At 57.6% G+C, this 23,304-nt stretch carries 19 protein-coding genes and 1 tRNA gene; 3 read left to right on the top strand and 17 right to left on the bottom strand.

Going from position 1 to position 23,304, the window contains the following annotated elements:
- Nucleotides 1-68 precede the first annotated feature (68 nt).
- From carB to rpsB, 16 genes are all read right to left on the bottom strand, one after another.
- A complete protein-coding gene (carB, locus tag HEQ17_RS06635) occupies nucleotides 69-3,329 on the bottom strand; it encodes a carbamoyl-phosphate synthase large subunit (RefSeq protein ID WP_296292004.1) in 3,261 nt (1,086 codons plus the stop codon).
- Nucleotides 3,329-4,492: a glutamine-hydrolyzing carbamoyl-phosphate synthase small subunit gene (gene carA / locus HEQ17_RS06640; RefSeq protein ID WP_296292005.1), complete on the bottom strand. Its 1,164-nt coding sequence runs from the start codon at nucleotides 4,490-4,492 to the stop codon at nucleotides 3,329-3,331. Before carA ends, carB begins: the two co-directional genes overlap by 1 nt.
- A 200-nt stretch (nucleotides 4,493-4,692) precedes the next feature.
- Complete coding sequence (locus HEQ17_RS06645; RefSeq protein WP_296292006.1) at nucleotides 4,693-5,466, bottom strand: RNA methyltransferase; 774 nt, start codon at nucleotides 5,464-5,466, stop codon at nucleotides 4,693-4,695.
- Nucleotides 5,463-6,080 carry a ribonuclease HII gene (gene rnhB / locus HEQ17_RS06650; protein WP_296292007.1) on the bottom strand — a complete coding sequence of 206 codons (618 nt, stop codon included), beginning with the start codon at nucleotides 6,078-6,080 and terminating at the stop codon, nucleotides 5,463-5,465. Before rnhB ends, HEQ17_RS06645 begins: the two co-directional genes overlap by 4 nt.
- Entirely contained in the window at nucleotides 6,052-7,206 is a 1,155-nt protein-coding gene (gene lpxB / locus HEQ17_RS06655) for a lipid-A-disaccharide synthase (protein ID WP_296292008.1), read from the bottom strand. Before lpxB ends, rnhB begins: the two co-directional genes overlap by 29 nt.
- 20 nt (nucleotides 7,207-7,226) lie before the next feature.
- Complete coding sequence (gene lpxA / locus HEQ17_RS06660) at nucleotides 7,227-8,021, bottom strand: acyl-ACP--UDP-N-acetylglucosamine O-acyltransferase (RefSeq protein WP_296292009.1); 795 nt, start codon at nucleotides 8,019-8,021, stop codon at nucleotides 7,227-7,229.
- Between the two features lie 5 nt (nucleotides 8,022-8,026).
- Nucleotides 8,027-8,473 (bottom strand): 3-hydroxyacyl-ACP dehydratase FabZ, encoded by a 447-nt coding sequence (gene fabZ / locus HEQ17_RS06665; protein WP_296292010.1) that lies wholly within the window; start codon nucleotides 8,471-8,473, stop codon nucleotides 8,027-8,029.
- Nucleotides 8,474-8,475: 2 nt separating this feature from the next.
- Nucleotides 8,476-9,462, bottom strand: a complete 987-nt coding sequence (gene lpxD, locus HEQ17_RS06670; protein WP_296292011.1) for a UDP-3-O-(3-hydroxymyristoyl)glucosamine N-acyltransferase — start codon at nucleotides 9,460-9,462, stop codon at nucleotides 8,476-8,478.
- Nucleotides 9,463-9,485: 23 nt separating this feature from the next.
- Nucleotides 9,486-9,965, bottom strand: coding sequence for an OmpH family outer membrane protein (locus HEQ17_RS06675; protein WP_296292012.1), 480 nt, complete (start codon nucleotides 9,963-9,965; stop codon nucleotides 9,486-9,488).
- A 38-nt stretch (nucleotides 9,966-10,003) separates the two neighbouring features.
- The gene (gene bamA, locus HEQ17_RS06680; protein WP_296293692.1) at nucleotides 10,004-12,304 is read right to left on the bottom strand and encodes an outer membrane protein assembly factor BamA; all 2,301 of its coding nucleotides are present in this window, start codon (nucleotides 12,302-12,304) and stop codon (nucleotides 10,004-10,006) included.
- Nucleotides 12,305-12,500: 196 nt separating this feature from the next.
- Nucleotides 12,501-13,697: a 1-deoxy-D-xylulose-5-phosphate reductoisomerase gene (locus HEQ17_RS06685; protein WP_296292013.1), complete on the bottom strand. Its 1,197-nt coding sequence runs from the start codon at nucleotides 13,695-13,697 to the stop codon at nucleotides 12,501-12,503.
- 16 nt (nucleotides 13,698-13,713) lie between these two features.
- Nucleotides 13,714-14,562, bottom strand: a complete 849-nt coding sequence (locus HEQ17_RS06690) for a CDP-archaeol synthase (RefSeq protein ID WP_296292014.1) — start codon at nucleotides 14,560-14,562, stop codon at nucleotides 13,714-13,716.
- A 73-nt stretch (nucleotides 14,563-14,635) separates the two neighbouring features.
- Nucleotides 14,636-15,196 carry a ribosome recycling factor gene (gene frr / locus HEQ17_RS06695; RefSeq protein WP_296292015.1) on the bottom strand — a complete coding sequence of 187 codons (561 nt, stop codon included), beginning with the start codon at nucleotides 15,194-15,196 and terminating at the stop codon, nucleotides 14,636-14,638.
- Nucleotides 15,197-15,221: 25 nt separating this feature from the next.
- Nucleotides 15,222-15,944, bottom strand: coding sequence for a UMP kinase (gene pyrH / locus HEQ17_RS06700; protein ID WP_296292016.1), 723 nt, complete (start codon nucleotides 15,942-15,944; stop codon nucleotides 15,222-15,224).
- A gap of 59 nt (nucleotides 15,945-16,003) precedes the next feature.
- Nucleotides 16,004-16,897: a translation elongation factor Ts gene (gene tsf / locus HEQ17_RS06705; RefSeq protein ID WP_296292017.1), complete on the bottom strand. Its 894-nt coding sequence runs from the start codon at nucleotides 16,895-16,897 to the stop codon at nucleotides 16,004-16,006.
- Between the two features lie 77 nt (nucleotides 16,898-16,974).
- Complete coding sequence (rpsB, locus tag HEQ17_RS06710) at nucleotides 16,975-17,724, bottom strand: 30S ribosomal protein S2 (RefSeq protein WP_108353812.1); 750 nt, start codon at nucleotides 17,722-17,724, stop codon at nucleotides 16,975-16,977.
- Between the two features lie 224 nt (nucleotides 17,725-17,948).
- On the opposite strand from rpsB, the gene HEQ17_RS06715 reads away from it, so the two are divergent.
- Together HEQ17_RS06715 and HEQ17_RS06720 are read left to right on the top strand one after the other, a co-directional pair.
- A complete protein-coding gene (locus HEQ17_RS06715; RefSeq protein ID WP_296292018.1) occupies nucleotides 17,949-19,304 on the top strand; it encodes an amidase in 1,356 nt (451 codons plus the stop codon).
- A 3-nt stretch (nucleotides 19,305-19,307) separates the two neighbouring features.
- Complete coding sequence (locus tag HEQ17_RS06720; protein ID WP_296292019.1) at nucleotides 19,308-20,798, top strand: NAD(P)H-hydrate dehydratase; 1,491 nt, start codon at nucleotides 19,308-19,310, stop codon at nucleotides 20,796-20,798.
- Nucleotides 20,799-20,812: 14 nt separating this feature from the next.
- Here HEQ17_RS06720 and rnr read toward each other — a convergent pair whose 3' ends face one another.
- Nucleotides 20,813-23,089, bottom strand: coding sequence for a ribonuclease R (gene rnr / locus HEQ17_RS06725; RefSeq protein ID WP_296292020.1), 2,277 nt, complete (start codon nucleotides 23,087-23,089; stop codon nucleotides 20,813-20,815).
- Nucleotides 23,090-23,107: 18 nt separating this feature from the next.
- Here rnr and HEQ17_RS06730 point away from each other — a divergent pair.
- Nucleotides 23,108-23,192, top strand: a tRNA-Leu gene (locus HEQ17_RS06730).
- Nucleotides 23,193-23,304: the final 112 nt, after the last annotated feature.

Consider the following 23,304-nt stretch of genomic DNA (forward strand, 5'->3'; position numbering starts at 1 on the left):
ACTCGGCGGTCAATATTTGCATTATGCCTTGCAGCCACACCCCAAAGCCAGGGCCTTGGGTCGGGTCATCAAGCACTCAGCTGAGCCAGCATTTTCTGAATGGATATGACCTCCAACTGGTCCAGGTACTTCATACCCTCTACTGCCGCTTCTGCGCCTGCGATGGTTGTGAAGGTCGTGACACGGTTGAGCAAGGCCGAGGTGCGAATGTTGCGCGAATCAGCGATCGCATTGCGGCGCTCTTCCACGGTGTTGATGACCAGCACCACTTCGTTGTTCTTGATCATGTCCACAATGTGGGGGCGACCTTCGGTCACTTTGTTCACCGTGGCGCAGGACACGCCAGCGGCCTGAATGGAGGCAGCCGTGCCCTTGGTGGCCACCAGCTCAAAGCCCTGGGCCACCAACTGACGCGCCACTTCGATGGCACGCGACTTGTCATTGTTTTTAACCGAAATAAAGACTTTTCCCGATGGCGTGCCATCAGCTTTCGTGGGACGCGGCAGCTTGGTGCCCGCACCCAACTGGCTCTTCACAAAAGCTTCACCAAAGGTCTTGCCTACGCCCATCACTTCACCTGTGGACTTCATTTCGGGGCCAAGAATCGTGTCCACGCCAGGAAACTTCACAAACGGGAACACCGCTTCTTTCACGCTGAAATACGGTGGCGTGACTTCTTTGGTGATGCCTTGCGAGGCGAGTGTTTGACCCACCATGCAACGCGCAGCCACCTTGGCCAGCTGAATGCCCGTGGCTTTGGAGACATAAGGCACGGTGCGCGAAGCACGGGGGTTGACTTCCAGCACGTAGATCACGTCTTGGCCGTCCACATGCTGGATGGCGAACTGCACGTTCATCAAGCCGACCACATTCAAAGCAGCCGCCATCGCAGCCGATTGGCGCTTGAGCTCGTCCACCGTGGCAGGCGACAGCGAATAAGGCGGCAAGGAGCAAGCCGAGTCACCGCTGTGCACGCCCGCTTGTTCGATGTGCTCCATCACGCCACCGATGAAGGTCTTGCCCTCGGGGTCGCGCAGGCAATCCACATCGCATTCGATCGCATCATTCAAGAAGCGGTCCAGCAGCACGGGCGAATCGTGCGACACCTTGACCGCTTCACGCATGTAGCGCTCGAGGTCACGCTGCTCGTGCACGATTTCCATGGCGCGGCCACCCAACACATAGCTGGGGCGCACCACCAAGGGGTAACCCAAGGCTGCGGCTTTTTCCAGCGCTTCAGGCTCGGTGCGCGCTGTGGCGTTAGGGGGCTGGCGCAGACCGAGTTCTTGCAGCAATTTTTGAAAACGCTCACGGTCTTCGGCCGCGTCGATCATGTCGGGGCTGGTGCCGATGATGGGCACGCCGGCGGCTTCCAAATCAAGTGCCAGCTTCAAAGGCGTTTGACCGCCATATTGCACGATCACGCCAGTGGGCTTTTCTTTGTCGACGATTTCGAGAACGTCTTCCAAAGTGACGGGTTCGAAGTACAAGCGGTCCGAGGTGTCGTAATCGGTCGACACGGTCTCTGGGTTGCAGTTGACCATGATGGTTTCGTAACCGTCTTCGCGCATGGCGAGTGCAGCATGCACGCAGCAGTAGTCAAACTCAATGCCCTGGCCAATGCGGTTGGGGCCGCCACCCAGCACCATGATCTTCTTGTTGGTCGTGGGTTCGGCTTCGCACTCGCCATCTCCATTGCCTTCGTAGCAAGAGTACATGTAGGCGGTGTCGGTGGAGAACTCTGCAGCGCAGGTGTCCACGCGTTTGTAAACGGGACGAATGTTCAAGGCATGGCGACGCTCGCGCACCACATGCTCTGTGGTCTTGAGCAACTTGGCCAAGCGGCGGTCGGAGAAGCCCTTTTTCTTGAGCGCACGCAGTTCGTCGGCGGTGATCGCTTCCAGCGTGGTGGTTTCAAGCTCCAGTTCGATCTTGACGATCTCTTCAATCTGCACCAAGAACCAAGGGTCGATCTTGGTCAAGGCAAACACCTGGTCCACGCTCAGGCCCATGGCAAACGCATCGCCCACGTACCAGATGCGCTCAGGACCAGGCTCGCCCAGTTCTTTTTCGAGCACTTCGCGGTCTTGGGTTTTTTCGTTCATGCCATCCACCCCCACTTCCAGACCACGCAGGGCTTTCTGGAAGGACTCCTGGAAGGTGCGGCCCATGGCCATCACCTCGCCCACCGATTTCATCTGAGTGGTCAAACGGCTGTCGGCGGTGGGGAATTTCTCAAAGGCAAAACGCGGGATCTTGGTGACCACATAGTCGATCGAGGGCTCGAACGATGCAGGCGTGGCGCCGCCCGTGATGTCGTTGCGCAACTCGTCGAGCGTGTAGCCCACAGCCAATTTGGCCGCCACTTTGGCGATCGGGAAACCCGTGGCTTTGGAAGCCAAAGCTGATGAACGCGACACACGGGGGTTCATCTCGATGACAACCATACGGCCGTCTTGGGGGTTGATCGAAAACTGAACGTTCGAGCCACCGGTGTCCACACCGATCTCGCGCAGCACAGCCAAAGAGGCGTTGCGCAAGATTTGGTATTCCTTGTCGGTCAAGGTTTGTGCAGGGGCAACGGTGATCGAGTCCCCTGTGTGCACGCCCATGGGGTCCAGGTTTTCGATCGAGCAAACAATGATGCAGTTGTCCGCCTTGTCGCGCACCACTTCCATTTCGTACTCTTTCCAGCCGAGCAAAGACTCTTCAATCAACAACTCGGTGGTGGGCGAAGCCTCCAGACCGCGTTTGCAAATGGTTTCGAACTCTTCGGGGTTATAGGCAATACCGCCGCCCGTGCCGCCCAGCGTGAAACTGGGGCGAATGACGGTTGGGAAGCCCAAAGTCTTTTGCACGTCCCACGCCTCTTCCATGCTGTGGGCGATGCCCGAGCGCGCGGAACCCAGACCGATTTTGGTCATGGCGTCTTTGAACTTCAGGCGGTCTTCGGCTTTGTCAATGGCTTCGGGTGTCGCGCCGATCAACTCGACCTTGTACTTTTCAAGCACGCCGTTGTGCCACAAGTCCAAAGCGCAGTTCAGCGCGGTCTGGCCACCCATGGTGGGCAAGATGGCATCAGGGCGCTCTTTGGCGATGATCTTCTCAACGGTTTGCCAGGTGATGGGCTCGATGTAGGTCACGTCGGCCGTGGCCGGGTCGGTCATGATCGTCGCGGGGTTGCTGTTGATCAGGATGACTTTGTAACCCTCTTCGCGCAAGGCTTTGCAGGCCTGCACGCCGGAGTAGTCGAACTCACAAGCCTGACCAATGATGATCGGGCCCGCGCCAATGATGAGGATACTTTTTAGGTCGGTGCGCTTAGGCATTATTTTGTCTCCATCAGATTGATGAAGCGGTCAAAGAGGTAAGCAATGTCGTGAGGGCCGGGCGATGCTTCAGGGTGCCCCTGAAAACAGAACGCGGGCTTGTCAGTGCGGGCCAAGCCCTGCAAGGTGCCGTCAAACAGCGACACATGGGTGGCGCGCAAATTGGCGGGCAAGGTTTTTTCATCCACCGCAAAACCATGGTTCTGGCTGGTGATGGACACGCGGCCTGAGTCGAGGTCTTTCACGGGGTGATTGGCACCGTGGTGGCCAAACTTCATCTTGAACGTCTTGGCACCACTGGCCAAAGCCATGATTTGGTGACCCAGGCAAATGCCGAATGTGGGGATGCCGGTTTCGATCAACTCGGCAGTCGCTGCAATCGCGTAATCGCAAGGCTGAGGATCGCCTGGGCCGTTGGACAAGAAGATGCCATCGGGCTTGTGCTTGAGGACTTCTGCGGCAGGGGTCTTGGCAGGCAGCACGGTGACTTTGCAGCCGCGCTCAGCCAGCATGCGCAAGATGTTTTTCTTCACGCCAAAGTCGTACGCCACCACATGAAACTTGGGCGCAGTCAAGTCGCCGTAGCCTTCACCCAAAGTCCACTCAGTTTGCTTCCATTCGTATGAATTGGACACAGTGACTTTTTGTGCCAGATCGAGGCCGGCCATGTTGGGCGCCCCTTTAGCTGCTGCCACGGCGTGGTCGATCACAGCCTGTGTGACTTCCTGTCCTTTGGCTAAACCTACGATGGCACCGTTTTGGGCACCCTTGGTGCGCAAGATGCGGGTCAGCTGGCGGGTGTCGATGTTGGCAATCGCCACGGTGCCTGCATCGGCCAAATAGGACGACAAGGTTTGGCTGGAGCGAAAGTTGCTCGCGATCAAAGGCAAGTCTTTGATGATCAAGCCAGCGGCATGGACTTGGTCGGCTTCGATGTCTTCCACGTTGACGCCGTAATTGCCGATGTGCGGGTACGTCAAAGTGACGATCTGCTGGCAATAGCTGGGGTCGGTGAGGATTTCCTGGTAGCCGGTGAGCGAGGTGTTGAACACCACTTCGCCGACGGTGGAGCCGGTGGCTCCGATCGAGTTGCCGATAAAGACCGTGCCGTCTGCGAGCGCCAAGATGGCGGGCGGGAAAGTTCCCTGAAGAGACAAAAGCACTGGGTTCTCCGGAATAGTTCGGGTACGCCTCAGCACTCACCAGAGATGGGATCTCTTTTTGGCTGCTTGTTCGAGGATTGGGCCTGGGATGGACTGTGGCGTACAGGTTGAAGCGGGAAAGCCTCTCATTATAGCTGAGGACTAGTTGAAAACCCTGACAAATCACGCGCCCTGACTCTGCGGCTCAACCAAAAATAGGCTCAGGGACCTGCTGTAGCGCTGGCGTGCAGGCAAATGGCCGCCGCCGTGGCCACATTGAGCGATTCTTCACCGCCCGGCTGGGCAATGCGCACCTGGTGCCGGGCCATGGCCATCAGGCTGGCGCTGACGCCCTGCCCTTCATGCCCAAAGACCCAGGCACACTTTTGGGGCAAGTCACCCGCTTGCAGCAAGGCGTGCAAAAACGGCCCCTCGTGCGAGCTGGTTGTCAACAAAGGCAACCGCAAAATCGCCACATCGGACTCGCTGAGCGCTTCGACCAGATGCAGGCCAAAATGCGCCCCCATGCCCGAGCGCAGCACCTTGGGCGACCACAAGGCCGCCGCACCCTTGATGGCCAGCACCTGGCGGTAACCGAAAGCCGAGGCACAGCGCAAGATGGCCCCCACATTGCCCGCATCCTGCAATCGGTCGAGCACCACCGTGGGTGCATCTGGCAGCACCTCATGGGCGGCTTGCCATGCCACCACAAAACCCATGCGGCCAGGTGACTCCAGGCCACTGAGACCGGCAAACAAGGCATCGGGCACCACAGACACCTGATCGGCCAGCCCCAGCCATTGTTCGCCTTGCTCGGCTTGAAACGACTCGGTCAGAACCACCTGCATCGGCCGCACGCCGCGCTCCAGCGCAGCGCGGCACAGGTGATCGCCTTCTAGCCAGAACTGCCCCGCCTTGCGGTAAGCCGTGCTGTCTTGGGCCAAACGCCGCCAGGCTTTGAGCTGCGGGTTGTCCCGCGAGCTGATCGGTTTCATCGCACACTCCTGGCCACCGGGGCAAATGTCATGCGGTGACAGTCCGCCGGACCATGCGCTTGCAAAGCGGCCAGATGCTGCGCTGTGCCATAGCCCTTGTGTTGATCAAACCCATACAAGGGGTACTGCTGGTGCATGGTTTGACACAAACGGTCACGGTGCACCTTGGCCAAAATGGAAGCCGCAGAGATGGCCGGCACAAACGCATCGCCTTTGACAATGGCTTCGGCCTGCATGGGCAGCAAGGGCAAACGGTTGCCATCCACCAGCACCAGTTTGGGCATCAGTCGCAAGCGCTCCACGGCCCGCTTCATGGCCAGTAAGGTGGCTTGAAGGATGTTGAGTTGGTCAATTTCTTGCACCGACGCCTCGGCAATGGCGCAGCACAAGGCACGCGCCCGTATCTCGTCAAATAAGGCCTCGCGGCGCTTGGCCGTGAGTTTTTTGGAGTCGTTCAGACCGCGAATCGGGTTCAAATCGTCGAGGATCACAGCGGCGGCGACCACCGGGCCCGCCAGTGGTCCGCGTCCAGCCTCGTCTACACCCGCCATCAAGCCAGAGACGTGGAAAAGCAAGGCAGTTTGCTCAGCGCGAGAGGACTTTTTCGAGGGCATGGGTCGAGATCTGGGCTGTGTCACGCTGCAAAGCCAGGTGCAATTGTTGAAAACGGGACTGCAAGGCGTCCACCCGGTCAGGGGCGGACAACCAGGACAGACAAGCCTGGGCCAAGGCCTCGGGCGTGCAGCGGTCCTGCAAAAACTCGGGCACTACAAAGTCCTCGCTCAGGATATTGGGCAAACCCACCCAGGGCTGAAGCTGCTGGCGCTTCATGATCTGCCAGCTGAGCCAGTTCATGTGGTAACCAATGACCATGGGGCGCTTGAACAAGGCCGCCTCCAGCGTGGCCGTGCCACTGGCGATCAAGGTCACATCACACGCGGCCAGCGCGGCATGCGACTGGCCGTGGAGCACCTGCAAACCAGGCACACCGCCTTGCCCATCGACCAGCGCCTGAATGCGCGGCTGCAAGCTGGGAATGGCTGGCAAAATAAATTGGAAGGACGAGTTTTGTCGCTGCATGATTTGTGCGGCTTGTACAAAGCGGGGTGTCAGGTGCTCGATTTCGGATTGCCTGCTGCCCGGCAAAACCGCCACCACGGGCCTTTGCGCATCCAGGCCCAGGGATTGACGGGCCGACAAGCGATCCGGGTGCATGGGAATGGTTTGCGCCAAGGGGTGACCGACGTAAGTGGCCTGCACCCCGGCCTGGGCCAAAAGCGCAGGCTCAAAGGGGAAAATGCACAGCATGTGGTCCACGCTGAACCGGATCTTCTCGATGCGCTCAGGCCGCCAGGCCCAAATCGATGGACACACAAAATGCATCGTGGGAACACCTGCAGCCTTGAGCTTGGATTCGAGGTCCAGATTGAAGTCAGGGGCGTCCACACCAATGAACACATCAGGCGGCTGGGCCAATAAACGCTGGCGCAACTGATCTCGAATGGCCACGATGCTCCGGTAATGGCGCAACACCTCGACATAACCGCGCACCGCCAGTTTGTCGTGCGGCCACCATGCTTCAAAACCTTGGGCCTGCATCCGTGGCCCGCCAATGCCCATACCACGCGCCTGCGGCCAGCGCCCGTGCAAGCCCTGAATCAGCAAGCCCGCCAGCAAATCACCCGAGGCCTCTCCAGCCACCATGGCAAAGGACAAAGCCCCCGCAGGGGCTTTGGGCATGAGAGTGTGCGCGGGCTGTGTCAACGCACGATTCCACGCTGGGGTGAAGCGGTTTGTAAAAAGCCCAGCATCATGTCTACATCAGGCAGGGTCTCGGGCTTGTCCAGAGCCAAAGCAGCAATGCGGGCCATGGCATCACTAAGCGACAAGCCGTCACGGTAAAGCGCTTTGTGCATGGCCTTGACGGCGCTGATGCGTTCGGCCGAGAACCCGCGCCGACGCAAGCCTTCAAAGTTCATCGATCGAGCTTGGGCTGGCTGGCCTTGTGCCATCACGAAAGGCGGCAGGTCGGCAAACAGCAAAGAGTTCATGGCCGTGAAACTGTGTGCCCCAATGCGGCAAAACTGGTGCACCACGGTAAAGCCGCCCAGAATCACCCAATCCTCGACCACCACATGGCCGGCCAGTTGTGTGTTGTTGGCAAAGATCGTGTTGCTGCCCACTTGGCAATCGTGCGCCAAATGCACATAAGCCATGATCCAGTTGTCGTGGCCCACCGAGGTCACGGCCCGGTCGCCAGGCGAGCCAATGTTGAAGGTACAAAACTCACGGATCGTGTTGCGGTCACCAATGTGCAATTCGCAAGGCTCGTTGTTGTACTTCTTGTCCTGGGGCACAGCACCCAAGGAGTTGAACTGAAAGATTCGATTGTCGCGGCCGATCGTGGTGTGACCTTCGATCACGCAGTGGCTGGCCACCGTGGTGCCCGCGCCGATGGACACATGGGGCCCAATCACGGTGTAGGGCCCGACGGACACCGAACTGTCAAGTTCGGCCCTCGGGCTGATGATGGCCGTTGGGTGGATCTTGCTCATGGCGCTCAAGCCTGCGGAATTTTCCGCATGGTACACATCAACTCGGCCTCAGCCGCGATCTCGTCGCCCACCTTCGCACGGGCCTTGAACTTGAAAATACCAGCCTTCATGCGGTCAAGCTCCACATCCAGAATCAACTGGTCGCCTGGCTCCACCGGGCGCTTGAATCGCGCACCATCAATGCCTGCAAAGTAATAGACTGTTTGTTCATCGGGCGTCTCACCCAGGGTGTCGAAAGCCAACAAGGCAGCGGCCTGGGCCAATGCCTCAAGCATTAATACACCCGGCATCACTGGACGATGCGGAAAGTGCCCCTGAAAATGGGGCTCATTGATGGACACGTTTTTCAGCGCCTTGATGCGCACGCCTTTTTCCAGTTCCAGCACGCGGTCGACCAACAAGATGGGATAGCGGTGCGGCAACTGCTTGAGAATTTTGTGGATGTCCATCATGGTCATGTTTCCTTGTTATTTTGAATCTCGCTCTCCAGCGCCTTGATGCGTTCACGCAAGCGGGAAAGTTGTTTGAGGCTGGCGGCGTTCTTTTCCCAGTTGGCATTGCTATCAAGAGGGAACATGCCGGTGTATTGCCCCGGCTGCAATATGGATCGGGTCACCACAGAGGCTGCAGAAATATGCACATGGTCGACCAAGGTCAAATGCCCCAGCACCACCGCCCCGCCCCCCACGGTGCAATGCGCGCCGATGCGCGCACTGCCCGCCACCCCCACACAGCCCGCCATGGCCGTGTGGGCACCGATGTGCACGTTGTGGCCAATCTGGATCAGGTTGTCGAGCTTGACCCCATTTTCAATCACAGTGTCGTCCAGAGCGCCCCGGTCGATGCAGGTGTTGGCCCCGATTTCCACATCGTCGCCAATGCGAACTGACCCCAGTTGTTCAATTTTTTCCCAAGCCCCCTGATGCAATGCGAAGCCAAAACCATCGGCCCCCACCACGACACCCGAATGCAAAATGCACCGGGCCCCGACGGAGCACCCTTCCGAAAGGGTGACACGCGATTTGAGGACTGTGCCCGGCCCAATAAGTGCCCCCCGCTCGACCACACACAAGGGACCGATCACCGCATCGTCAGCCACTTGGGCTTGCGGGTCAATGACAGCCGAGGGATGTATGCGAAGAACTTGGTCGGTTTCCCGGGTCTGTTTCCACAAGCGGGTCAATCGGGCGAAATAAAGATAGGGATCATCGGTGACGATGATTGCGCACCCCTGACGAGCAGAATGCTCAAATGCCGGAGAAACGACAACACATCCTGCACCACTGCTGGACAGCTGACTCTGGTATTTGGGATGGCTAAGAAAACTGATGTGATCTGGGCCTGCAGAATGCAATGGGGCCAAACCAGCGATTTCCATTTCAGGCGCTCCCAAAAGTCGCCCACCCAAGTGCTCAACAATGGTCGAAAGGGTCAAACCCACGACAAAAAGCCAGAGAAAAAGCGTTATTTGCCGACCGAGGCGTTGAGCGCCCTGATGACCTTGTCAGTGATGTCATGCTTGGGATGGATATAGACCGCTTCCTGGAAAATCACATCGTATTTTTCAGACTCTGCCACCTGCTTGACCGCACGGTTGGCACGTTCCACCACGATTTGCTGCTCTTCGTTTTTTCTCGCATTCAGGTCTTCTTGGAACTCTCGGCGCTTTCGCTGAAACTCACGATCCTGTTCAATGAGTTGCTTTTGGCGTGCCGTTCGCTGCGACTCTGCCAAGGTAGGCCCTTCACGCTCAAACCGTTCCGAAGCCAGCTTGAGGGCATTGCCATTTTCAACGATCTCTTTTTCACGGCGAGAAAACTCCTGCTCTAGTTTGGCCTGCGCTTGCTTGGCGGTAGTAGCCTCACGGAAAATACGCTCGGTATTGACAAAACCCAATTTGATTTCCTGGGCCTGTACCTGCAGAGTGAACAAAGATGCAGCCATGAGGCTGCCCAAAGCGAGTTTTCGTTGGATCATATTCATTAGAAGGAAGTTCCGATTTGGAATTGAAGTGGCTGAATTCTATCGCCAGTCTGTTTCACGATGGGCGTTGCATACGAGAATCGCAAAGGCCCCATGGGAGAGATCCAACTCAGGCCTATGCCAGCAGAGACCCGCAATTGATCCAGGGACACGGATTCATTGGCCCCAAAGGCCCGGCCAGCATCGGTAAAGCCGAACAAACGCAAGGTTTTGTCGTTGCCTGCGCCAGGAAAGGGTGTGATGAACTCTGCATTGAAAACCAGTTTCTTTGGCCCTCCTGGGAAAAAGGCAGCGGAGTTTCCAGATTGAGACGGAGGAGGACCCAATGTGTTTCTTTCAAAGCCGCGAACGCTGCCCAATCCCCCGACATAGAAGTTCTTTAAGAGCGGGTACTCCCGGCCTTTCAGACCTTCACCCCAACCCACATCCCCATTAAAAGCAAGCGTGTATTTTTTAGTCAATGGGATGTATTGTTGAAACTGGTAAGTGGCTCTGGCGTAATGCGAGTCACCCGCGATGCTGAGATCAGAATTAAAGCGTTGAAGAACGCCGCGGGTGGGAACCAAAGCACTGTCACGGCGATCCCTGGCCCACCCAACCGTTAAAGGCAAAGCCGTTTGCTTGTCTATGTAGGGACGCAACAAGTTCGGCATTTGGATACCAACACCCTCTTTGACTTGCGTTTGTTCAAAGTTAACACCCAGAAAAACGGTATCCGTCTCAGTCACCGGCACACCAAAGCGCGTACCGACCCCCGTGTTGATGATGCGATAAGAGTTGAGGTTGCCAAAAAATGGGCGCGTCGTACGATGGAAAATGTCCAGTGTCCTGGATATGCCATTTTGTGTGTAATAAGGATTGGTCGTGCTGATCACCAGATTTTGGTTAAAACGACTGGTATTCACTTCCACAGCAAGAAAGTTACCTGAACCAAAAGCATTGTCCTGACGGATACCAAAGTTTAAGGCGATTTTTTCAATCGATGAAAAGCCCGCCCCCAAAGAAATACTGCCTGTGGGCTTTTCAGTCACCGTGAACAGCAAGTCAACCTGGTCTGGCGCACCCGGCACTTCCAAAGTTTCAATGTTCACGCTGGTGAAATACCCCAAACGATCGACACGGTCACGAGACAAGCGAATTTTGTCACCGTCATACCAGGCGGCCTCCAATTGGCGAAATTCACGCCTTATGACTTCATCACGCGTTCGGTCGTTACCTGCCACCTGAATTCGACGCACATACGCCCTACGCGAGGGTTCAGCCAACAAAACCAATTGAACCCGGTTGTTTTGTCGATCAATCTCGGGCTTGGCCTCTACCCTTGCAAAAGCAAAGCCGAATTTGCCAAAGTACTCTGTGAATGCCTTGGTGGTCTCAGCCACCGTTTCGGCGTTATAAGGCTTGCCTACTGCAATCTTTATCAAAGCCTTGAACTCGTTGTCTCGTTCAAGGTAATTGCCCTCAAGACGCACGCCAGAAGTCACAAACCGCTCTCCCTCGGTGATGTTGATGGTGATCGCCATCTCTTGTTTGTTGGGCGCCATGGCCACCTGGGTCGAATCGATGCGGAACTCCAAAAAACCCCGCGACAAGTAAAAAGAACGCAAGGCTTCCAGGTCAGCATTGAGTTTGGTGCGGGAATAACGGTCAGATTTGGTGTACCAACTCATCCAGCCACCGGTATCCAAATTGAACTGGTCACGCAAGGTTTGGTCAGGAAATGACCGATTACCCACGATGTCAATCAGGCTGATTTTGGCTGGCCCCCCTTCTGTGATGGTGAATGTCAAATTGACACGGTTACGATCCACAGGAGTGGTGGTCGAGACCACTTCTGCACCATACAAACTGCGACTGATGTATTGGCGCTTGAGCTCTTGTTCGGCTTTATCAGCAAGCGCCTTGTCGTAGGGACGCCCCTCCGACAGGCCGATGTCTCTCAAGGACTTGCTCAATACATCTTTATCAAACTCCTTGAGACCAACAAACTCGACCAAAGCGATGGAGGGTCTCTCTTCCACCACCACCACCAACACATCACCTTGGGTTTCCAGGCGCACATCCTTGAAAAGGCCAAGAGCAAAAAGGGCACGGATGGCGTTCGTGCCCAAATCAACGGTGTAGCGGTCGCCAACTCTCAAGGGCAAAGATGCAAAAACTGTTCCTGGCTCTATCCGTTGCAGGCCTTCAACGCGAATGTCACGCACAGTAAATGGCTCAATCGCCAATGCGGGCAAGCTCAACATGGCGCATGCGAGGGCCCGAAATCCGATAGACAAGGCGGGAAATCGGTTATCCATAAAAATCATGTTGCAAACGTTCCAAAACGAAGGTGAAATCCGACAAACTAGAACCTGCCCACCTTGGGGTACAAGTCTAAAAAAGCCCTGAATCATGCCTTGATTCAAAGGCTTGTCCCAACTGAGCCAGAAAAGCTGAAAACTGCTGAAGATAATACATCAGGCACGCTGGGTTTCATGAAAGATGGCAAGGGCTTCATCCATGCAATCTCAGAATGCTTTGACGAGCCTCTGCTCGACTGTTTGCATCCAGAGCCAGTAAACCATCGAGACTAACCGGCTCAGCGAAGCAGGTGCGGTCCAAAGTAGACCGATTGACGTCATGAATTTGATCAAACCGGATGCGCCTGTTCAGGAAGGCGTCCACCGCAACCTCATTGGCCGCATTCAAAACAGCACAACTTCCAGGTGTGCCGCGCAAGGTCTCCCACGCCAACTGAATTCCGGGAAAACGCCTCAAGTGGCCTGGGTCATCCATGGCCTCAAAAGTCATGGCCGACAAGGCTTGGAAGTCGAGCGCCGCAGCCCCGGACTCGATACGTTCTGGCCAACTCAGACCATAAGCAATCGGCACACGCATATCTGGGGTGCCCAACTGAGCCACCACAGAATGGTCACGGTACTGCACCATGGAATGGATCACGCTTTGCGGGTGAATCACCACATCGAGTTGATCGGGTGACATACCAAACAAATAATGAGCCTCTATCACTTCCAAGGCCTTGTTCATCATGGTGGCCGAATCGACCGAAATTTTGCGTCCCATAACCCAGTTCGGGTGTAAGCAGGCTTGTTCAGGCGTCACCTGTTTCAGGGTCATGGGGTCGCGAGTTCGAAAAGGTCCTCCTGATGCCGTCAAAATGATTTTTTGCACCCGTCTCTGCCAGGAGGTGGGATCATCGGGCAGCGATTGAAAAATCGCAGAATGCTCGCTGTCAATGGGCAAGAGGGTGCCCCCCCCCTCTCGGACTGCAGACATGAATACATCGCCACCGACCACCAAGGCCTCTTTGTTGGCAAGCAGCAAACGCTTGCCCGCACGGGCAGCAGCAATGCATGGCGACAATCCAGCGGCACCTACAATTGCTGCCATCACGGCATCCACATCTGGCGCGCAGGCCACCTCGTCCAGCGCAGCGACTCCCCATCGTACTTGCACAGACAAACCCTCGGCTCGCACGCGTTCGGCCAACAAACGACCCGCCGTCTCTTGCGCCATTACCGCCACCTCTGGCATAAAACGGGCGCACTGGGCAAGCATCAACTCGACCTGGCTAGATGCTGTCAGTGCATGCAGCCGGAACCGTTCCGGATGACGACTCATCACATCCAGCGTGCTGGTACCGATCGAACCGGTCGATCCCAAAATTGTGATGCATTGGATGGGGGTCATGCGGGGAGGCTCCTCTTCAAATCCAGGCCACCAACATCATGGCCAATGGCAAAGTCGGCAGTAATGCATCCACTCGGTCGAGCACACCACCGTGTCCGGGCAACAAGCCAGAGCTGTCTTTCACGCCCGCGCTGCGCTTGACCAAGGACTCGACCAAATCACCGACCACGCTCATGATCGTCATGAACATCGCTGCGGGCACGGCCACATACCAGCCCTGGGACCAAATCAGACCGAAAAAGCTGAGTGAAGTGATCGCCTGATGGCGGTCAAACTCCACCCAGGCCACAGACACCAGCAACACCCCAAAGGCACCTCCAATGGCACCCTCCCAGGTTTTCCCCGGGCTGATTGAGGGAGCGAGTTTCAACCGAAACCAATGGCCACCCAGACTTCGGCCAAAAAAATAAGCAAAAATATCAGCAGCCCAGACCAGAACCAAAACAGACAAAAGGAAATTCACACCGCGCTGATGTGCTTGGGCCAAAGCCAGCCAGGCCAACACCAGCAAGCCCAAGCCCCCCAACCAACGCAACACACGCGGCCACAAAATCCAACCAGCAACGCCGCGTTGCAACATCCAGGATCCCAGCAATACCCAGATACTGCCGGCCAAAAGCCAAAACTGAGCGGAGGTTTGCGCTACCCAACCCGCTTGCACCAAGTGCAGGCAGGTTGTCACACAGCACACTCCACCCAAGCATGAAATCGCAGCACTGCAGCCGTTGAGGCGACCCCACTCCCAAGCCCCAGCTCCGATCAACACCATCGTCAGCAACATGAATGGCCAAGCATTGGCAGCGAACAAAGCCGGCAACAACATGGCCAGCAAGACGACTGCCGTGATGACTCTTTGCTTGAGCATTCAGACTCCAAAAAAAAGGCCGCCAAGTGGGCGACCCTTCAGACCGTGGGGAATGCCACGGCGCAGACAGGTCTCAAACCGCCATGATCTCTTGTTCTTTTGCGGTCACCAACTGGTCAATTTCCAGCATCCGTTTGTCGGTTGATTTTTGCACATCGGTTTCGGCGCGCTTTTGCTCGTCTTCCGAGGCCAGCTTTTCCTTCACCAGTTTTTTTACCGATTCGTTGGCATCACGACGCAGATTGCGCACGGCAATCTTGGCGTTCTCTCCTTCTGTGCGAGCCAATTTGGTCATTTCCCTGCGACGATCTTCGCTCATGGGGGGCATGGGTACACGAATCAACTCCCCCATGGACGCTGGATTCAAGCCCAATTCACTCTCGCGAATGGCTTTTTCAATTTTGGCACCCATGCCTTTTTCCCAAGGCTGAACACTGATGGTTCGTGAATCGAGCAGGGAGACATTGGCCACCTGCGACAAAGGCACCATGGAGCCGTAATAGTCCACTTGGATAGTGTCCAGCAAAGCAGGATTGGCTCTGCCGGTACGGATTTTGGTCAGATTGTTCTTAAAAGCCGCGATGGATTGGTCCATTTTGGCTTCAACTGTTTTTTTGATGTCAGCAATCGTCATGAAGTTCTCCTCAAAAAATCAGGCCTCAAACATGCACGAGTGTGCCCTCGTCTTCTCCCAACACCACGCGTTTCAAGGCACCGTTCTTGATGATCGAGAATACCTTGATCGGCAGCTCCTGGTCTCGGCAAAGAGCAAAGGCGGTGGCATCCATGATGCCCAAGTTGCGTGAAATCGCTTCGTCAAAAGTGATTTCGCTGTAGCGTGTTGCGGACGGATCTTTTTTGGGATCGGCCGAATAAACACCATCGACCTTGGTTGCCTTGAGCACCAGTTCGGCCCCAATCTCGGCACCGCGCAAAGCCGCAGCCGTGTCGGTAGTGAAGAAAGGATTGCCAGTGCCCGCAGCAAACACCACCACCTTACCCTCTTCAAGATATTGCAAGGCCTTGGGGCGCACATAGGGCTCTACAACCTGGTCAATACCAATGGCCGACATGACGCGTGCCGTCAAGCCTGCTTTGTCCAGCGCATCGGCCAGAGCCAAGGAGTTCATGACGGTGGCCAGCATGCCCATGTAATCGGCTGTGGCGCGGTCCATACCCACGGCTCCCCCCGCCACTCCCCGGAAAATGTTGCCGCCGCCAATGACCACCGCCACCTGAACGCCCAGACGGTTGATCTCGGCGATCTCTTCGGCCATGCGCACGATCGTGGCACGGTTGATGCCAAAAGCATCAGCGCCCATCAAGGCCTCACCGGACAGCTTGAGCAAAATGCGCTTGTAGGCCGGCTTGGTAGAGGACATGAGGAACTCCTTCTGTATCTGTGTGGACGATAGGTTGGCCGGTCAAGGCGCCCGTGAAATCAGGCTGCGCCTTGAGCAGCAGCCACTTGGGCAGCCACTTCGGCTGCGAAGTCGTCAACCTTCTTCTCGATGCCCTCACCCACCACGAACAAGGTGAATGCCTTGACTGTGGTGCCTGAGGCCTTGAGCATTTGCTCAACCGTCTGCTTGTCGTTCTTCACGAAAGACTGGTTGAACAAAGACACTTCCTTCAGGTACTTCTGGACAGAGCCTTCAACCATTTTGGTAGCGATGTCGGCTGGCTTGCCGGACTCAGCGGCCTTGGCCGCAGCCACCGAACGCTCTTTTTCGATCAAATCGGCAGGCACTTCGGCGCTGGTCAACGAAACAGGCTTCATGGCGGCCACATGCATGGCAACGTCTTTGGCGGCGGTTTCGTCACCTTCGTACTCCACCAACACGCCGATGCGGGTGCCGTGCAGGTAATTGGCGATCTTGGCACCACCGGCGGCGCGCTTGAAGCGACGGAAGCTCATATTCTCTCCGATCTTGCCGATCAGACCTTTGCGAACTTCTTCCAAGGTGGGGCCGAAACTGTCCTGGCTGTAAGGCAATGCGCCCAAGGCGGCAAGGTCAACAGGGTTGTGCTCGGCCACCAATTTGGCAGCGGCATTGGCCAAAGCCAAGAAGCTGTCGTTTTTAGTCACGAAGTCAGTTTCGCAGTTGACTTCGATCATGGCACCTGTGGAGCCACTCACGAAACTGGTCACCACGCCTTCGGCAGTGACGCGCGAGGCGGCCTTGCCAGCCTTGGTGCCCAATTTGACGCGCAACAACTCTTCGGCTTTTGCCATGTCGCCTTCGGCTTCAGTCAATGCTTTTTTGCACTCCATCATGGGGGCATCGGTTTTTGCGCGCAGTTCGGCAACCATGCTTGCGGTAATTACAGCCATTTGATTTCTCCGTATTCAGTCTTCAAGTCAAATTAAAAAAAGGGGCCACGAAGCCCCTTTCATCGAGTCGCAGGAACTCAGGCCGAAGCGTTGGCTTCTTCGACGAATTCGTCATTGCCTTCGGTGACGGCCTTGACCACGTCGTTGACCGCATTGGCGCGGCCTTCGATGATGGCGTCAGCGATGCCGCGGGCGTACAAAGCCACAGCCTTGGCCGAGTCGTCGTTGCCGGGGATGATGTAGTCGATGCCTTCTGGCGAGTGGTTGGAGTCCACCACACCGATCAATGGGATGCCCAATTTTTTGGCTTCCGAGATGGCGATTTTGTGGTAACCGACGTCGATCACGAAAATCGCATCAGGCAAAGCAGCCATGTCCTGGATGCCACCGATGTCTTTTTCGAGCTTTTCCATCTCGCGTTTGAACATCAACTGCTCTTTTTTGCTCAAGCTGTCGAGGCCGACTTCTTGCTGAGCCTTCATGTCTTTAAGACGCTTGATCGAGGTCTTGACGGTTTTGAAGTTGGTCAACATGCCGCCCAACCAGCGCTGGTCAACGAATGGAACGCCTGCGCGCTGGGCTTCAGCCGACACCAGATCACGTGCCTGGCGCTTGGTTCCCACCATCAAAATGGTGCCACGGTTGGCCGACAGTTGCTTGGCGAACTTGATCGCGTCCTGGAACATCGGCAGCGATTTTTCCAGGTTGATGATGTGAATTTTGTTGCGGTGACCGAAGATGAAAGGGGCCATCTTGGGGTTCCAGAAACGGGTTTGGTGACCAAAGTGGACACCGGCTTCCAGCATTTCGCGCATGGTAACGGACATAAAAATACTCCAAAGGTTGGGTCTAAAATCCAGTCCACTCATCGCGTACAGCCAAAAAAACTGCGCGCAACACCTTGTTGGGACGGATTCGCGGATGTGCTTTGCTTGTGCGTGAAATCACTGATTTGGCTTCATGTTGGCCATGACGCTCAAAAGACAGCTGCCGCGCTCTGCAAAGCCTTAGGATTATAGCATCCTGACTCTGCCAAAGCGCCCCTAACCCCATGAAAGCTGACCTGATCGCCACCCGGCAAGCCATCCAGACTGGATCCACAACCGTCCAAGCAGCCGCCCAAGCCTGCCTGGCCGTGGCGCAAAGCTCAACCTGCAACCATGCCTTCATGCAACTGACGCCCGAGGCGTTGCAGCGCATAGCCAGCCATCCGCAAGTGGGTCAAAGCCCGCTCGCGGGCCTCGCGGTGTCCATCAAGGACCTGTTTGACGTCCAAGGGCAGATCACCCAAGCAGGCTCCATCGTCCTGAAAAATCAACCCCCGGCTGTTACGGACGGCCTGGCCGTGGCGCGTTTGCGGGCCGCAGGTGCGGGTCTGATCGGGCGCACGAACATGGTTGAATTCGCCTTTTCGGGCGTGGGCATAAACCCGCATCACGGCACCCCTGCCGCTTGGGACGGACTGTACGACCAAGCCGTCGGCACCACCGGGCAGCCCCATGCGCCCGGCGGCTCCAGCTCGGGCGCGGCCGTGTCGGTGGCCACGGGTGCAGCCTTCATCGGTCTGGGCTCGGACACGGGCGGCTCCATCCGGGTGCCCGCCGCCTTGAATGGCATCGTTGGATTCAAGAACACCGCCCGCCTGGTGCCCACCCAAGGTGCCCTGCCCCTGTCCACAACGCTTGACACCGTGTGCGCCATGACGCGCTCCGTGCGAGACGCGATTTTGGCCCACGAAGTGCTTTCTGCCAGACACGTTCCCAGGGGGCAACGGCCCCTATCCGGCTACCGCTTGGCGGTGGCCAAGAGCTTGATGCAAGACGGCATGGACGCGACCGTGTCGCGTGCTTTCGAGCACAGCCTGAACACGCTGCGCGCTGCGGGGGCGCGCATCGATGAGATCGCCTTTAACGAGTTGAACGAGTTGGCCCCCATGATGGGCACCGGCGGCTTCAGTCCGGCCGAGGGCTATGCCTGGCACCGCGAATGGCTCGACCGGGACAGTGCCCGCTACGACCCCCGCGTCCTGCAGCGCCTGATGCGCGGCTCCGGCATGAAAGCCCACGAGTACATGGATTTGGTGCAGGCACGTCGGCAATGGATTCGCCGCGTGGAAGCTGCTCTGGTGGGTTACGACGCCGTGCTCTCACCCACCACCCCCATCACCGGTCCCAAAATCAGCGATGTGGCGCCGGGCGCTGAACGCGATGCCGAGTTCTTCCGCATCAACGGCCTGCTGCTGCGCAACACCAGCGCGGTCAACACCCTGGATGGTTGCGGCATTTCCCTGCCCTGCCATGCGCCTGGCACTTTGCCGGTGGGCCTGATGGCTTGGCATGCTGCCATGCACGACGACACCATCTTGCAACTGGCCTTGTTGCTCGAACCCTTGTTGCAAAAGCACTGAACCATGCAAAAGCTGTGCAGCTCGTCCTTGTGGCCAATGTATGGGCCAGATGCGCTGCGTCAGCTTGAAACCCGTTTGCAGTCCGGTAGCCCTCAACCTTTGATGCAACTGGCGGGCCTGGCCGCTGCGCAACTGGCCATGGCCATCGCCCCTCATGCCCGGCGCATCTGGGTCGCCGCTGGTCCCGGCAACAACGGGGGTGATGGCCTGGAAGCCGCCTTGCACTTACACCAATGGGGCAAGCCGGTTCTCGTCAGTTGGATGGGCTCAACGGCACATACGCCGCCCGATGCCCTCATGGCCTGGCAACGGGCCAGCGCTGCAGGTGTCGCCCTCCAATCTGCCGCACCTCAGGCTTGGCCAAAGAACATGGATGACCATGATTTGTGCATTGACGCACTGCTGGGCCTGGGGGCCAACCGGGCACTCAGCCCTGAAATGCAAGCCTGCGTGCAGGCCATCCAAAAGTTTCCCGGCCCGGTGCTGTCGCTCGACGGCCCCACAGGTCTGAACCTGGAAAACGGGCAATGGCTGGGCAGCTCCGATGCCCAAACGGTGGCGGTGCGCGCCGACCACACGCTGACCTTCATTGCCGCCAAGCCCGGTCTGTTCATGGGCCATGGTCGCGACGCTTGCGGCCAGATCTGGCTGGACGACTTGGGCCACCGGGCAAATGTCAGCGATGTGCCGCCACAAGCCTGGCTGAATGCGGCTGACGCACCCCCCCTCAAAAGCCACGCCAGCCACAAAGGCAGTCATGGCGATGTGGCGGTGATCGGCGGTGAGCCCATGGCCTTGAGGGGTATGGGCATGACCGGGGCCGCCGTGTTGGCCGCCACCGCCGCACTGTATGCCGGCGCGGGTCGCGTGATTTTGAGCTTGCTCTCAGGACAAGCCACAGAGCATGCGCCGCCCGACCTGATGCAACGGGACTGGCAGCGGCTGGAGCTGGCGCAGCTGCATGTGGTCTGCGGTTGCGGGGGCGGCGAAGCCATCCGTGCACACATGCCCGAGGTGCTCAAGCACAGCGCGCAATTGGTGCTGGACGCCGATGGTTTGAACGCGGTGGCAGACGATCCCACACTTCAAAATTTGCTGCGCCAAAGGGCAAAATTGAAACCCACCGTCATCACCCCTCACCCGCTGGAGGCGGCACGGCTTTTGAGAACCAGCACTGCTCAGGTGCAAAGCAACCGACTTCAAGCCGCGCAAAATTTGGCCGCTTTGTTTCACTGCACCGTGGTGCTCAAGGGTTCAGGCACAGTGATCGCGGCACCCGGACAGACCAGCCGCATCAACACCTCGGGCAATGGCAGGCTGGCCACTGGCGGCACAGGCGATGTGCTGGCGGGCTTGGTCGGCGCCCGCATGGCACAAGGCTTGGGGCCATTCGAAGCCGCCTGCTGCGCGGTGGCGCAGCACGGTCAGCTGGCCAATGACTGGCCAGATGAATTGCCACTGACCGCCAGCGCCTTGGCGCAGCACCTGCGCTGAATAAAAGCCGCGCCTCAGCGGCGCGGCTTGGTGCTGCGGGGCCCTTTTTTCTTGGCGGCAGCTTTTTTCACCGAGGCTTTGAGGGCCTGAATTGGAGACCTGTTGCGCTCAGCATCGGCGAGACGGCGATCTTGAGCGCCACGCTTTTTGTCGCGCCCGCCTTCAGCCGGTGCAGTCAAGCCCTTATCGCGCATGGCCCGCGGCACCAGATCGTCACCGGGATGCACCAAGCGGAAGTCAATTTTCCGGCCATCCAAATCCACCCGGCTGACCTGCACCTGCACCCTGCTGCCAATGGCATATCGAATGCCGGTGCGCTCACCGCGCAACTCCTGGCGCAACTCGTCAAAGCGGTAGTACTCGCCCCCCAGCTCGGTGATGTGCACCAGGCCTTCCACATACAAAGTGTCCAAAGTCACGAAGATGCCGAAGCTGGTGGCCGCCGACACCACGCCGCTGTATTCCTCGCCCAAGTGCTCGCGCATGTATTTGCACTTGAGCCAAGCTTCGACATCGCGGCTGGCTTCATCGGCGCGGCGTTCGTTGGCGCTGCAATGCAGGCCCGCAGCCTCCCAAGCCCGTTGATCGGCGGCCGACATGCGCACCCGTGGCGCAGACGACTCGGACGCATCGCCCTTGGCCGCGCGGCTTTTCTCCAGCCGTTTGCTCAGCTTGGCATGCGCCTCACCTGGCACAGGCAAGCTGGGCAGCGTGTATTTGCGGCCCAGCAAAATCGCCTTGATGACCCGGTGCACCAGCAAATCCGGGTAACGCCGGATCGGGCTGGTGAAGTGGGTGTAAGCCTCGTAGGCCAGGCCAAAGTGCCCGCTGTTGACGGGCGTATAAATGGCCTGCTGCATGGAGCGCAGCAGCATGGTGTGGATCTGCTGCGCATCCGGACGGTCCTTGGTCGCTTGCGCAATCTTCTGGAACTCGCTGGTGTGCGGGTCGTCGCTGATGCTCATGCCCAAGCCCAAGGCCTTCAGGTAATTGCGCAGGATGTCTTTTTTCTCGGCTGTGGGGCCTTCATGCACGCGAAACAAGCCCGGGTGCTTTCCCTGCTGTATGAAGTCGGCGCTGCACACGTTGGCTGCCAGCATAGCCTCTTCGATCAGGCGGTGCGCTTCGTTGCGCACACGTGGCACAATTTTCTCAATGCGACCGCTCTCGTCGCACACGATTTGTGTTTCGGTGGTCTCAAAGTCCACGGCACCGCGCACCGCACGCGAAGCCAACAAGGCTTTGTACACGTCCTGCAGGTTCATCAGGTCGGTGACGCGCTCCTTGCGCTTGGCCGCTTCTGGCCCGCGCGTGTTGCCCAAAATGGCGGCCACTTCGGTGTAAGTGAAACGCGCATGGCTGTGCATCACGGCCGGGTAAAACTGGTAGGCGTTCACATCGCCCTTGGCGGTGACCAGCATGTCACACACCATGCACAAACGGTCCACATCGGGGTTCAACGAGCACAAGCCGTTCGACAATTTCTCGGGCAGCATCGGAATCACACGGCGCGGAAAATACACGCTGGTGGCGCGGTCATAAGCGTCGATGTCGATGGCGCTGCCGGTTTGAACGTAGTGACTCACATCGGCAATTGCCACCAGCAAACGCCAGCCCTTGCCGCGGCCGACTTTGGCCGGTTCGCAATACACCGCATCGTCAAAGTCACGCGCGTCTTCGCCATCGATCGTGACCAAAGGCACATCACGCAAATCCACCCGGTCCTTGCGGTCCTTGGCCAGCACCTTGTCGGGCAATCCCTTGGCTTGGTCAACGCACAGGGCAGAAAATTCGTGCGGCACGCTGTATTTGCGCACAGCGATTTCGATCTCCATACCCGGATCGTCGATTTCGCCCAACACCTCTTTCACGCGGCCCACGGGCTGCCCAAACAAGGCGGGCGGCTCGGTCAACTCCACCACCACCACCTGGCCCGGCTTGGCTGTGCCTGTGGCACCTTTGGGGATCATCACGTCCTGGCCGTAACGCTTGTCTTCAGGCGCCACCAACCACAAACCGCCTTCGTGCAGCAAACGACCAATGATCGGTTGCTCAGGGCGTTCGACAATCTCGACCACACGCCCTTCCGGGCGACCTTTGCGGTCCTGACGCACGATGCATACCTTGACGCGGTCGCGGTGCAAGACCGCACGCATTTCGTTGGACGACAGGTAAATGTCCGACTCACCATCATCACGGATCAAAAATCCATGACCATCACGGTGGCCTTGAACACTGCCAACAATTTCTTCCAGCATCGCACTGGGTTGAGCTACTTTTTTGATATACAATCCTTTGATTCCTGAGGCGCCCAGATGGCGGAATTGGTAGACGCACTAGTTTCAGGTACTAGCGAGTAACATCGTGGAGGTTCGAGTCCTCTTCTGGGCACCAATCTTATCCAACACGATAAGTTACACACACAGCAAGCCGTTGATTTTTGATCAACGGCTTTTTTGTTGCCCGCTGCAAAACCACTCACAGCGCGGTGCACGCCGACAGCCAA

The sequence above is a fragment of the Limnohabitans sp. genome, assembly GCF_023910625.1.
GTDB lineage: Bacteria > Pseudomonadota > Gammaproteobacteria > Burkholderiales > Burkholderiaceae_C > Limnohabitans_A.

What these genes read in the sequence shown, in the direction of transcription:
- HEQ17_RS06675 (WP_296292012.1), bottom strand. Translation starts at nt 9,965, where the DNA reads ATGGCTGCATCTTTGTTCACTCTGCAGGTACAGGCCCAGGAAATCAAA.
- HEQ17_RS06645 (WP_296292006.1), bottom strand. Translation starts at nt 5,466, where the DNA reads ATGAAACCGATCAGCTCGCGGGACAACCCGCAGCTCAAAGCCTGGCGG.
- pyrH (WP_296292016.1), bottom strand. Translation starts at nt 15,944, where the DNA reads ATGTCCTCTACCAAGCCGGCCTACAAGCGCATTTTGCTCAAGCTGTCC.
- HEQ17_RS06715 (WP_296292018.1), top strand. Translation starts at nt 17,949, where the DNA reads ATGAAAGCTGACCTGATCGCCACCCGGCAAGCCATCCAGACTGGATCC.
- carB (WP_296292004.1), bottom strand. Translation starts at nt 3,329, where the DNA reads ATGCCTAAGCGCACCGACCTAAAAAGTATCCTCATCATTGGCGCGGGC.
- lpxA (WP_296292009.1), bottom strand. Translation starts at nt 8,021, where the DNA reads ATGAGCAAGATCCACCCAACGGCCATCATCAGCCCGAGGGCCGAACTT.
- frr (WP_296292015.1), bottom strand. Translation starts at nt 15,196, where the DNA reads ATGACGATTGCTGACATCAAAAAAACAGTTGAAGCCAAAATGGACCAA.
- HEQ17_RS06720 (WP_296292019.1), top strand. Translation starts at nt 19,308, where the DNA reads ATGCAAAAGCTGTGCAGCTCGTCCTTGTGGCCAATGTATGGGCCAGAT.
- bamA (WP_296293692.1), bottom strand. Translation starts at nt 12,304, where the DNA reads ATGGATAACCGATTTCCCGCCTTGTCTATCGGATTTCGGGCCCTCGCA.
- tsf (WP_296292017.1), bottom strand. Translation starts at nt 16,897, where the DNA reads ATGGCTGTAATTACCGCAAGCATGGTTGCCGAACTGCGCGCAAAAACC.
- lpxB (WP_296292008.1), bottom strand. Translation starts at nt 7,206, where the DNA reads ATGCCCAAAGCCCCTGCGGGGGCTTTGTCCTTTGCCATGGTGGCTGGA.
- rpsB (WP_108353812.1), bottom strand. Translation starts at nt 17,724, where the DNA reads ATGTCCGTTACCATGCGCGAAATGCTGGAAGCCGGTGTCCACTTTGGT.
- HEQ17_RS06685 (WP_296292013.1), bottom strand. Translation starts at nt 13,697, where the DNA reads ATGACCCCCATCCAATGCATCACAATTTTGGGATCGACCGGTTCGATC.
- rnhB (WP_296292007.1), bottom strand. Translation starts at nt 6,080, where the DNA reads ATGCCCTCGAAAAAGTCCTCTCGCGCTGAGCAAACTGCCTTGCTTTTC.
- HEQ17_RS06690 (WP_296292014.1), bottom strand. Translation starts at nt 14,562, where the DNA reads ATGCTCAAGCAAAGAGTCATCACGGCAGTCGTCTTGCTGGCCATGTTG.
- fabZ (WP_296292010.1), bottom strand. Translation starts at nt 8,473, where the DNA reads ATGATGGACATCCACAAAATTCTCAAGCAGTTGCCGCACCGCTATCCC.